We start from the raw sequence: 12,042 nt of genomic DNA on the forward strand, positions 1-12,042 counted from the left end.
TGGGGCGTTTGGGACGTCGCTGGCGTCGAGGGGGAGACCGTAGCGGGGCTCGTTGCCCGGGAAGTGGACTGCTGGGCCGCGGCGGTGGCAGTGGCGGCGCTCGTGTGGCTGCTCGGTGTGAGGGCCTGGCTGTGGGCGGCGTTTGATGATTGCGAGGCAGCGGCGAGAGCACCGCCGACACTGCCGAGGACGGCGGCGGTCACGGCGACCATCAGATACAGGCGTGTGTGGTTGTTGCGCGCGGGCGGGGTGGGCCAGACGGGTTCGGTTTCAGGTGTCAGGTCCCAGTGCGCGCTGACGAGCTCGGATATCAGGGTGGGCTGCTGCTCACCGGATGTGAGGACGGCGGTTGCCTGGGCTGAGAGCAACTCGGTGCACTCACCCGCGAGTTCAGCGGCGCTCGGCCTGTCGGACGGGTCTTTGGACAGAGCCTTGGCCACCAGGGGCCGCAGGCTGGTCGGTATGCCGTCCAGGTCGGGCTCGGCTTGCATGACGCGGAAGGCCACCGCATCAGCGGCGCCGCCGCCGAAGGGGAGGCGGCCGGTTGCTGCGTAGGCGAGGAGGGCTCCCCAGGCAAACACGTCGCCTGGGGAGCCGACGGCGCCGGTGCGGTAGTGCTCGGGACTGATCCAGCCGGGCGTGCCGGTCATCACTCCGGTGCGGGTGACCGAAGTGCCGTCCAAGGCGTGGGCGATGCCGAAGTCCAGGACCTGTGGCGCGGAGGGGGCCAGGATGACGTTCTGCGGCTTCACGTCCCGGTGGATGACGCCCTGGGCGTGTACAGCGGCGAGTGCGGCTGCGGTGCCGGTAGCCAGCGCGTACAGACGCCCTCCGGACAAGGGGCCGTTGGCCGTCACGTGCTCGCCGAGGGTGAGGCCGGAGACGTAGGGCGTGACGAGCCAGGGCGTCGCAGCTTGGGTGTCGGCGTCGCGGACCGGAACCAGGCACGGCCCGGTGACGCGCTGGGAGAGCTGCACTTCCCGCCGGAACCGAGCACGGAACTCATCGTCTGCGGCCTGTCCCGGATGCACGACCTTGACGGCGACCCGCTCGCCAGTAGCCGTGAGAGCGGCGTACACCGTACCCATACCGCCGGAGCCCAGCCGCCCCACGATGCGGTAGGGACCCACCCGGCGCGGATCGCCGGGCTGGACCGGCTGAACACGGTTGGACACGACGGCTCCCCCAAGCGGCTCACGGCGCACATCGGCCGCAACGATGGGCAGATCGTATCGACGTAATGCGCCGCGCAGCTCAAGAACCACAGCCCGCCCCCGCCGTGCGCCCGCCCCGGTAGCGACGGAAGAGTCGCAGCGGTTCGGTCACAGGTGCGCGGCGAACGAGATGCTCGCGCCGCACTCAACACCCGTTGGGCCGCTGCAGCATCGAGTGGAATGCCTGGGCGAAAACGGTCACCGTCAGACCCTCTGCAATCTTCGGTGGGCGGGCATAGACGTCCCAGGTTTCGGTGAACCGGGCATGACGCGAGAGGGATTGGACTGTCTTCGGATCATGCTTGCCTGGGCCGCCGAGAGTGGAGGTGTAGAAGCTCTTGAGATCATGGAAACGGGCGCGCTCAGGGAGTCCGGCCCGGGCGACGACTCGCTGCCACTTCTCGTTGAAGTCGCTGCTCTGTACGGGCCTCCCGTATCGGTTTGTCACGATGAGCCCCTCGTCAAGTGGCTCCACGTGGCCCCGAGCCTGACGCTTGCGCGCTGCGTCGTGGGTGATCGGTTGCGGCTCGCTGAAGTTGGCCACATGGGCCGCCAGTTGCTCGATCAGGAAGTGATCCACAGGCGGGGTCGCGTAGCTGGTCTTCGTTTTGAGCGGTGCGGCCTTGCCGCGCTGACGCTGCTCTTGGATGTAGAGGAGATCCTCCTCCCAGCTGACGCACGCCCGCGTCAGGCCCAGGGCCTCGCCGGCACGTAGTCCTGCGCATGCGCCGAGCCAGACCAGGATCTCGTAGCGCGGCTCGATCTCTCGCATGGCAACGGCGGCTGCGGCCACCTGCTCGGGAGTCAGGGAGACTCTGCTGTCGTCGATCTCAGGGAGCTCGATGCGGGACACGATGTTGGCGGGCAACGGAATGTCTTCGTCCATCATGTAGTGGATGAGAATGCGCCACGTCTTGAAAATCTGAACAATTGTGTGGGCTGATCTGAGGCTGGGTTTTTCCAGCAGGTGATCGATGAAGGCCATCGAATCGCGCCGCCGCAGCGATGCTGGCAGGCGGTTTCCCGCGAACGGGAGAATGTGGTTGTGGAGGTGACTCTCGTAGGTGTTTATCGTGCTGGGTCTCTTTTTCTTCTTCCGTTTGCGCTCGATCATCTGCGCGCCGAAGAATGCGACCCGTGCACCGCGTACCGGCTGACTCGCGCCCGTCACAGTCGAGTCTTGGTTCGCCAGTTGGCCGAGCCGGTCCAGGGCTTCCTCCCAGGTAGCGAACGACTCTCTGTGCTCTTTCTTGAGGTGATCGACGTAGCGAGCTTGCCAGCGGAGCCCTCGTCCGTGGTCCGCTGACGGGTAAAGGGGGCGGTTCCTGGTCCCGCACCTACAGGGAGTGTCACCTCGGTGGGGTTTTGGATATGACTTGTGCCATCGATCGAATGGCAACGCAGGTCTGGCCATGTGTTCTCGTTCATTGCTCGTGAGCTACTGCCCTGCTGTCGCACCCTGTCTGGCCGTTTACGTCGGGCGAGGCGTATGGGCGAGTGGCGCCGCAGCCGCACGACCATTCACGTGTGCTCACGTGCAGGATTTCCAGTCTGAAGCCCGATTATGCACAGCTGTTCATTGTCTGGGGGAAGTTGCGCGGGTGGTGTCGCTGTGTGCCACCACGCGAACCGTCACCGGATCCCCGACTCCTGTCCCTCGGTATGCAGATTCGACGCTTCAGGGAAGGCCGGGGATACACCTTGGAAGAGCTCGCAGAGCGCAGCGGGTTGAGTTTCCGCGGACTCATCTATATCGAGCATGGGCAGCGCAGCCCCAGCGTGCTCACGCTTTTGGACATCGCTGCTGGACTCGATGTAGAGCCGGGGGAACTCGTCAACCACATCACTCGGGAGGAATCCGGCAAGCCCGGGTCTCAGTAGTCCGGGGGCAATCGAACGTTCTCGAATTCTTCCTGGGGTGTGGTGAGCTCGTAGGGGCTGTTGGGCGTCGCGATTCCTCCAGAAGATCCACGCAGGCGGTGCGCGTGAACCCGCCGAGGCGCCCAATCCGCGCCCTGTCGCCTGGCCGGGCGCAGGTGCCTTCCTGCTGTTGTGTCGGCCATGGAGGCCCATCATCCCCATCTGATGGCGCGCAGCGATGACGGTCCAGCCCTGCTGCCGGAGTTGGGTATCTGGCGTGTCCATTTCCAGCCTTGGGGGTGGATTCTCCCAACGAGACACAAGTGTTGTGATGAATCGTATGATGCGTCAGAACCGCGTACGGGTGGGGCACTTGATGCGGTTGCAACCGCCTGCGCCATCCGGGGCTCGGGCCGCATTGCTCGGGGGACGTCGTTGTACCTTGCCTGGCTGTACGCGGAGAACTTCCGGATCTTCGGCTCGTCCCCGCAGAAGCGCGGCGACACGGACGCCAGTCTGAGCCTGGAGTTCGGTCCCGCCACGAACGTCCTCGTCGGCGAGAATGACAGCGGCAAGACGGCCATCATTGACGCGATCCGCCTGTGCCTGCTGACCACAGCGGCTGACTTCTACCGGATCACGCGTGACGACTTCCACGTCGGACAGGACGGCCGAGCAGGGACCTTCAAGATCACCTGCGGTTTCAAGGACCTGACGACGGAAGAACAAGGGGTCTTCCTGGAGCTGCTCACCACCGACGACGACGGCAACGTCGCCCTCTATGTCACCGTCAAAGCGGAGCTGATGGAGCCGCTGCCTCCCCACAGGGTCTCGGTAACCACGCGCACCGGACGCGACGGGCAGGGACCCGCTCTGGATGGTGCCGCACGTGAACTGCTGAAGGCCACCTACCTGCGCCCATTGCGGGATGCCGAGGCCGAACTGCGCTCCGGCCGGGGATCGCGGCTCTCGCAGATCCTCGCTGGCTACCCGGCCATGCGCGTACAAGGTGACGACGACTTCGACGAGGAGAGCGACAGCGCCACCACCCTGGTCGGCATCCTGCGCCGCGCGGAACGCCACATCGGTGACAACGAGGCGGTGGCCGCGGCCCGCAACGACATCAACACCGGCTACCTGCAGAAGTTCTCCATCGGCTCCGACGTCCTGCGCGCCGAGATCGGCGTCGCCGGCGACGCCACTCTTGCCCGCGCCCTGGAACGGCTGGAACTCACCCTGTTCGCGGGCACGGGGGAGTGGACCAGACACGGACTGGGCTACAACAACGCCCTGTTCATGGCAGCCGAACTGCTCCTGCTCGGCAACAGCGCCTTCGCACTTCTGCTGTTGATCGAGGAACCCGAAGCCCACCTGCACCCGCAACTTCAGACCCGCATCATGGACCTGCTGCGCGAACGCGCCGAGGCCGCCAGGACAGCCGGGACGCCGCCCGTCCAGGTCATCCTCACCACCCACAGCCCGAACCTGGCCTCGGCCATCCCGGTGGAACACCTCACCCTCGTCGCCCGCGGAGCAGCCTTTCGCCTGGCACCGGGACTGACCTATCTCGACGAGGGCGACTACGCCTTCCTCACCCGCTTCCTCGACGTGACCAAGGCCAACCTGTTCTTCGCCCGCAGCGTCGCCATCGTCGAAGGCGACGCCGAAGCCATCCTCCTGCCCGCCCTCGCACAGGCTGTCGGCCGGTCCTTCAGCGAATGCGGCGTCAGTGTCGTCAATGTCGGCGGCGTCGGTCTCTTCCGCTACAGCCGGATCTTCCAGCGCGAGGGCGAGCAGATACCGGTCGCAGTGGCCTGCATCCGGGACCGGGACCTGGTGCCCGCCAGCACGTCGGAGGAGATGCGCAAGCAGCTGAAGAGCTCCGCGGAGATGACCGGGCAGCAGATCGCCGAGCATGTTGCAGCGCTGAAGGAAAAGGACAGCGGCCACGTACGCACCTTCGTCTCCGACCACTGGACGTTGGAGTACGACCTGGCCGCAGCCTCCTGGACCATGGCGACCCTCATGCACCAGGCCGTCCGCGCTGCTGTCGCCTCCAAGACCACCTGGCCCACCGCGGACAGACTCGCCGACCTGGACCGCTTGGCGCAGGAGGAGGTCAAGAAGTGGCGAGAGAGCAACGTCCCCCTGGAGAAGGCGGCCTTGGACATTTATGAGCCGCTGCGGATGGGCCGGGGCAACAAGCCGATCGCCGCCCAACACGCGGCCCGCCTCCTGCAGACCACCTCGGTGACCGATGGCGATCTGCCGTCCTACCTCGTGGCCGCCTTCACGTATCTGTGCAGCGAGGTCTGAGCGATGACACCCCTCTACGCGCTCGACGTCTTCATCAAGGACAAGGTCGAGGCACTCGCCCAGCAACTCGGCCTCGAACTGCCGCACCAAGAGCAGTGGGACTTCATCCAGAGCGCGGAATCCCTGGACCTGCAAGCAGCTCCCGGCTCGGGCAAGACCAGCCTGATCGGGCTCAAGCTCGCGCTCCTGAGCCAGGGATGGACCTCGCCCACGCGCGGCATCTGCGTCCTGTCCCACACCAACACGGCCAAGGACGAGATCACCAACCGCCTCACCGCCACACCGGCGGGACGCCGCCTGCTTCAGTACCCGCACTTCTTCGGCACGATCCAGGCCCTCACCAACACCTTCCTCGCCCTGCCGGCCCTACGGTCCCGGGGCATCGAGGTCCAGACCGTAGACGACGACACGTACGCGGACGAGGCCCTCCGGCTGCTGGAACGCCACGCCCGGTTCCGGAAACTCAACACCGCACTCGGGCACCGCGCGAACGGCCCCGCACTCGTCGCCGAGGCCCGCTACGTCTGCGACGCCGGACAGCTGGTCGCGACGGGTCCTGATGGCACCCCTCCCTTCAAAGCATCCAGCGACAGTGGCCAACAATTCGCCGCGCTCAAAGAGGTGCTCACCGAGCGAGGCATCTTTCGCTACCACGACATGTTCGCCCTCGCCGAGCACCACCTCTTTCATCACCCCCAGCTCGCGCTGGCTGTCGCCCACCGCTTTCCCTTCGTCCTCCTGGACGAAATGCAGGACACCAGCGACCTCCAGCAACGTCTGCTCGACAGGGTCTTCGGCTCGTCGGGCACGGTCGTCCAGCGTGTGGGTGACGTCAACCAGCGCATCTTCGCCGACGCACCGGATGCAGCACAGCCCTGGTCGTTTCCCTTGCCGCACGCCGCCCAACTCCCTGTCAGCCGCCGGTTCGGCAGCAAGATCGCAGCACTCGCCAGTGACCTCACGGTCCACCGCAGCCAACGCATCGACGGTGCCGGCCACGACGGGACCGTCGCCCTCCTGCTCTTCGACGACGACACCGTCGCCGAGGTCGTACCGGCCTTCGAACGGATGGCAGCGGCCACCGTCCCCCGCCAACTGCTGCTGGACAACCCGCCCCGTGTCCTGGGCGCCCGCCTCATGCGGGGAAGCTCCAAGGCCTTTCCACAATCCCTTTCCTGCTACGTACCCGGCTTCACCGCCACGCCGGTCCAGACAACGGGCAGTTTCATCACGACGGCACGTACCGCCCAGGCCCAGCGGCAATCCGGCGACAACCACGCAGCCGTCACGCTCCTGTGGAACGCAATCCGTGACGTAGCCCGACTTGCCAGTTCCGGCGGCCTGCCCCCGCTGAGGCGACTGGACCGAGACCCGGCCACCGCCGGAGGCCGGGCACGCCTGCTCCTGCACGACATGCTGACGAACCCACTCGACAGCCACGTCGAATGGACTGTCCTCACCGCCCGGCTTCTGCGGCTGCTGCCGGACCTGACCCAGAGCCCCTTGAAGGGCGTCACCCGTCTCACCGAGCCCCTTGCCCACATCCCGTACATCGCCCCGTCAGTCCCGGTGCTTGAGGCGCCGGCTGATGCGCACCAGGGAGTGGTGGCGTCGGTTGCGGGATCGATCCAGAGCGCCAAGGGCGAAACCCACGCGGCCACGCTCATCCTCGAATGCCTGGAACGCAGCGGCAAGAAATACGACGTACACGAGGTCCTCGGACTCCTGAGCCGACAGCAAGACGCCTCCAAAGCCCTGGTCACCATCCAGCGCGCGGCACAACTCGTCTTCGTGGGCGCCACCCGCCCCACCCACCTGCTCGCCTTCGCCGCGCACCACACACGAGCCCAACCGCACATCGAGGCGATGACGGCCCGCGGCTGGTCTGTCCACGACCTCCGCGCTCTTTGAGCGGGCTGCTGGCTGGTCACGCACGACCGGGCAGGTGACCGGGACGTTGCGTATCTGCCTCCAGGCTGGAGGGCGATCTTGGCGCGCCTTCGGACGACCATGCGGTGCGATCGGCCGAGCAATCGGCCTGTGCTTGAGGGTGAGGAGCGGCACAGGCTAGAACGCGCCCTTGCGTCCGGTCAGAAAATGCGATCAGGAAATCGCTTCGGGTGTGATGGCAGGGGGAGTGCGGCTCTGCCTGGAAGGAACTGGAGGATTCGGACCTTAAGAAGAAAGAGCCTTGCTCGCCAATATTCCTATGTCTTGTTCGTGATGCGGGCGCGTTCTGCGTCGCAAGAGTGCGAGAAAAGCGTCAGTCGGCCGGAATCTGAGCGGTCACGCTGAATGGCATGCGTCTGACACTCGCGCGATTACTGCTGTCTCCCGTCACCAGCGGCCGTGCCGCCTGGGCAGTGGCCCGTAGTCGTGGCCGACTCTCCTTCGATGTTGCCTGGCGCCGAGAACGCCTGGCCAGGCACCCTGATGAGTTGGTCTACCGGCTGCACGGACACCTCCCGCCGCAGAGTCCAGGAGCCGGACGTGACACCGGACCTGTACACGGGCAACAGGACGCAGAACCTGGCCGCGAATACGAGACGTGAAGTCATTAGCGTTCGCGCTTAAGTGACTCCTGATACGGGAGAAACATGTGTGACAGAGGGGGAATGGATGTCTTTCGGTCATGTTTCCAAAGGGTGGATTCCGCCGTTGGTGTGCGAGTGAGAATTTCTGGCATGAATCGACGCGAGCCAGGGGGAGTTCATGTCTGACTTCAGTGCTCTATCCGCGTTGCTCGGTGCCGGGCTGCCGGCCACCTTCACGTTCCTCTACCAGCGTCTTGCGAACCTTCTGGACAGGCATGGCGCATCTGAGGCCGACTTGGCGGCACCAGTGCCGCTGCGGGGCGAGTTGGCCCTGCCTCTGACCGTCGATGAGGAGCAACTCGCGACGCATCAGGGAGAACTGGAGCTGCTGCGCGATGCTCTCGGCTCGTACCACCGCGGTGAGTCGCCCGTCGACGTGGGCAATCCCGAGCTGCTAAGGGTGCTGGGGCGGCTGCGTGGCAGGCTAGAGGAGCTCTACGGACAGCGGCTGACGTTCCAGGGTGAGGAGAACCGGCAGCCTTCGGGTCCCTTCGCGCGGCAGAAGATCGACACTGTGCACGGCCACGTCACCGGCATGCATGCCGACGAAACCATCAGCGGATACGCGGAGACAGATCAGGACATCACCACGGTCGCCGAAGGGGCCACAGTCACCGGCATGCGTGCCCGGAACATCGGAAGCCCTGCCAGGCGACCTAAGGACTGAACCCCCACTTCCCGTGCCAGCCTCCAGAAGGACCTCTTGTGACCTCCAGCGCCGCCACGCCGCAAGCCCCGGACGCACCCCCGGCCACCGCCGCACCCCCTGCATCACACCTCGTCTCGGGACCCGCACCTGACCCAACCACGGCGTCACCCAAAGCATCCGAACCCGGAGAGCACGAAGCATCCCCTGTCCCCGGCTTCCCCGAAGACGTCCCGACACCCCACACCCCGTGGAAGTCGGACGCTCCCGCGCAACTAGGAACCCCTGAAGTGGACGGCAGCTCCGAAGACACCGACCTCCACGACGAGATCATCGAGCCCGGCTGGACCGGACAGGTCAGCCAGCGCATCGGCACAAACCGCGGCACGGTCATCGGCACTCTCATCGAGCAGGGATTCCGCCGGCTGCGAGGCGTCACACTGTCTCCCGCGGAAGTTGCTGCACAGCTGAAGACCTACGTCCGCCACGAAGACGACGACCAGGCCATACACAAGATCCTGGACCAATGGCCGGTCGTCGTCCTTACCGGAGCAGACGGCAGCGGCCGCTTCAGCACCGCCCTCGATGTACTGCGCCGTCGCGTGGGCCAGACCGTCCGCCAAGTGCGCCGGGAACCAGAAGAAGCGTTCGACATGGCAGGACTGCAAGAGCCCCATACCGGATGGATCCTTGACCTGCGCGCGGAACAGCCATCAGCTGGCTTCGGCCGCGAACTGGTCGAGGACGCAGACCGGCTGCCCGAGGGATCCTGTCTCGTCGTCCTGATGAGCACCACGGCCTGGGCCAAATGCGGGCGGGGAGCAACAGAAATCGCCAGGCCCCTGGAAGGGCCACTACGCAAGGACATCCTACGCAAGCAGCTGAAACAGGCTCCGTTCGCCATAAATATTGAGAAATGGCTCGCGCCTGAGCCCATCAGCAGGAGCCTCGACTCCCTACTGCCGACGCAGGTGGCCGCCTGGGCGAATGCCATCATCACCACCGAGGACATCGAACGCCGCAACGGCCGCCCGGCATCCGACGCGTCGCCCGACACCGAGTACTTCAAGGGCTTGGTCCTGGAGGTGGTCAAGGCCGCTGAAGACTGGCGCACCGAGCTTCTCAACTGGCACAACACTCATAGCGACAGCGCCTACCGCAACTACCTCCTGGCGGCCGCTGTACTGGAGGGCGCGAGCTCGGACACGATCTACGAGGCATCTACCAGCCTGGCCACGGCACTCAGCGAGAAACCCGAGCCCCGCAGCGGCCAGCAGGGGCTGGGAGTCGTCGCACTGACACACACAGCCAACGCCGACCTGCAGCCCGACGGCACCATCCGCTTCCGGTACCACAACTACGCCGAAGCAGTCGTCGACTACTTCCTCGACGACCGCCCGCACCTACTGGAGGAGTTCACCCGCTGGACCGCCGCCCAAGTCACCACCCTGGGCGAATCAGACCTGGCAGCACCACTGGCCCAGCGAGTCAGCCACTGGACCGTGCACTACACCGCGCGCCACCGCAGGACGAGCCTCCTGCGCTCGCTGGCCGAACAATGGTCCTCCTCCTGCGCCGACGCCGCCTGCGACCTGCTGGTACTCGCCGCAATCGACGACCACGCCGGCGCTCTGGCCCGCAGCGCCTACCGGAGATGGGCCAAAGAGACGGACACTCTCGGCACCGACTTCAAAGTCGTCCTCATCCGCGCCTTCCAGCGTCTTGCCACCATCTACCCGACCAGCATGCTGAGCAGAATCGCTGAACTAGCCACCCCCGCACACCAGGACGCCGTCCACAGCGACAAGGTCACCGCAGCCATCAGCCAGGCACTCAACGCCTTGTGGGATCAAGACGATCAACGATCGGCCATCCATAAGCAGCTCACCCAGTGGGCTGGGGACCACCGCAAGCCCCAACAGTCGGCGGCGCAAAGTACGTTCGCCTACCTCGCCACCCGCCGCACGCCTAACGGGCCAGCCCTCCTGACAGACGCACAGATCACGACCGAGTGGCTGACCAACATGTGGCGCAGCGCCCTGCCCACGACCACCTGGTCCTCGATCGTGGCCCAGGCGTTCGCGTACTGGATGCAGACCGCACTGGGCACACCCGACCTCAGCCCCACCATTCAGCAGATATTCCTGCACGCCGTACACCGCCCCACCGACCCCCACTACAGCGCACCACGCATGATCGCCATGCAGAACCTTCTCTACAGCTGGACCCCCGCACCGCCCTCGCAACAACCCAGCGACGCCACCCACCTGCGCGACCAGCTCCTGACCCGCCTGAGGGCCGAAGACCCCGCAGCACCCCCGGACCCTCATGCGCCGCAACCGTGACCGAGCCGGCTGGCCCGCCCCCCGGGCCGGCCAGCTCACCAACAACAACATCACCTACGCGCTGCCCAGCAACGCCCCCGGCTACGTCTTCCAGGCACACCTGACCGGACGATGGGAGGAAACACCCGCCGCCCGGCAACACCACGACCCCCATGCTGCAGCCACCCACCACGCCCTTGAAACGGCTCGCACCGTGAGCGGCCTGTATCCGCTTACGGAACACCAGGCCGCCCAAACCCACATCAACAGCCGACTGGGCATCTCACACGACCTCGACGATGCTCCCGTCCGCCTCCTGTGGGCCCAGGTCCACCTGACGGTTGCCACTTCAGACAGCGACGCGGTCGTTTGCCTTCAGCGCCGGATGCATGACGAGGCCCTGAACGAACATGCCAACCGCCAACGTCAACACCAGGCAGAAGAACTGCACCGAGCCCTGTCCACGACGCCCACCATGGCGCTCGCCTACTGGCTCATCCGCCAACCCGAAGCCGCCGACGGAAACACCATCGACGCCCTAAGTCAGCTGACACGAGAAATCACTGCGTACGCCCCACATACCGCTTGGGTCCAAGCCGCTCACCTGCTCCAGACCTTCGTGCAGGGCCTCCCCACGCCCGCCCGCGTGAACCTCGTCGACAGCCTCGCCCAGATTTTCACCCGCTATGACCAGCCAGAACTTGCCGACCGTCTGCGTGCCCTCGCACCGCAGATCCAGTCCGCCAACGGACACCTCCCAGACAGTCCGCCAAGCGGACCGCGCCTTGGCACGTGAGGTGCTCCAACGGTCACTGATAGTGCTGGGGTGAGCGCGGATGCCAGGACCACTGCGGTGTGCTCAGTCACCGCGCGCAGCCAGCCTTGGATAGCGTTGCGTAATGTGCCGGTCCCAGAAGCCGTCCCAGCCGGACCTGCCCTGGAGTGTGGGGGAGCCGACCTGGAAGAAAAAGAAGAAAGGGGCAGTGGCCGCGGAACGGCGAGTGCCCCTTTAAGTCTGCTGCCAATGTAGCATGGACTTTCCTAGTAGTGCTTCGTTAGGTTGTGTCGGGCGGGGGGCGGCCCGGTCT

The 12,042-nt window shown here is 65.7% G+C and carries 8 protein-coding genes; 6 read left to right on the forward strand and 2 right to left on the reverse strand.

Features of this window, described 5'->3' with window-relative positions; all coding sequences use genetic code 11:
- Together WH07_RS22210 and WH07_RS22215 are read right to left on the reverse strand one after the other, a co-directional pair.
- A partial coding sequence (locus WH07_RS22210; protein ID WP_408645892.1) for a serine/threonine-protein kinase occupies positions 1-1,265 on the reverse strand: 1,265 nt, incomplete at its 3' end.
- Between the two features lie 94 nt (positions 1,266-1,359).
- Positions 1,360-2,385, reverse strand: a complete 1,026-nt coding sequence (locus tag WH07_RS22215; RefSeq protein WP_232789011.1) for a tyrosine-type recombinase/integrase — start codon at positions 2,383-2,385, stop codon at positions 1,360-1,362.
- Between the two features lie 491 nt (positions 2,386-2,876).
- Between WH07_RS22215 and WH07_RS22220 the strand changes: the two genes are divergently transcribed.
- The 6 genes from WH07_RS22220 (at position 2,877) to WH07_RS22250 (ending at position 11,750) form a co-directional block, all read left to right on the forward strand.
- On the forward strand, positions 2,877-3,095 hold the full coding sequence (locus WH07_RS22220) for a helix-turn-helix domain-containing protein (RefSeq protein ID WP_046502838.1): 219 nt from the start codon (positions 2,877-2,879) through the stop codon (positions 3,093-3,095).
- 180 nt (positions 3,096-3,275) lie between these two features.
- Positions 3,276-5,390, forward strand: coding sequence for an ATP-dependent nuclease (locus WH07_RS22225; protein WP_079023448.1), 2,115 nt, complete (start codon positions 3,276-3,278; stop codon positions 5,388-5,390).
- A gap of 3 nt (positions 5,391-5,393) precedes the next feature.
- Positions 5,394-7,301 carry a UvrD-helicase domain-containing protein gene (locus tag WH07_RS22230; RefSeq protein WP_046502844.1) on the forward strand — a complete coding sequence of 636 codons (1,908 nt, stop codon included), beginning with the start codon at positions 5,394-5,396 and terminating at the stop codon, positions 7,299-7,301.
- A gap of 801 nt (positions 7,302-8,102) precedes the next feature.
- A complete protein-coding gene (locus WH07_RS22240; RefSeq protein WP_052744520.1) occupies positions 8,103-8,651 on the forward strand; it encodes a hypothetical protein in 549 nt (182 codons plus the stop codon).
- A 269-nt stretch (positions 8,652-8,920) separates the two neighbouring features.
- On the forward strand, positions 8,921-10,975 hold the full coding sequence (locus tag WH07_RS22245) for a hypothetical protein (protein WP_157877409.1): 2,055 nt from the start codon (positions 8,921-8,923) through the stop codon (positions 10,973-10,975).
- Positions 10,959-11,750, forward strand: a complete 792-nt coding sequence (locus WH07_RS22250; RefSeq protein ID WP_157877410.1) for a hypothetical protein — start codon at positions 10,959-10,961, stop codon at positions 11,748-11,750. Before WH07_RS22245 ends, WH07_RS22250 begins: the two co-directional genes overlap by 17 nt.
- The last annotated feature ends 292 nt before the right edge of the window (positions 11,751-12,042 follow it).

The organism is Streptomyces odonnellii (assembly GCF_000981895.1).
In the GTDB taxonomy this organism is placed as follows: Bacteria; Actinomycetota; Actinomycetes; order Streptomycetales; family Streptomycetaceae; genus Streptomyces; species Streptomyces odonnellii.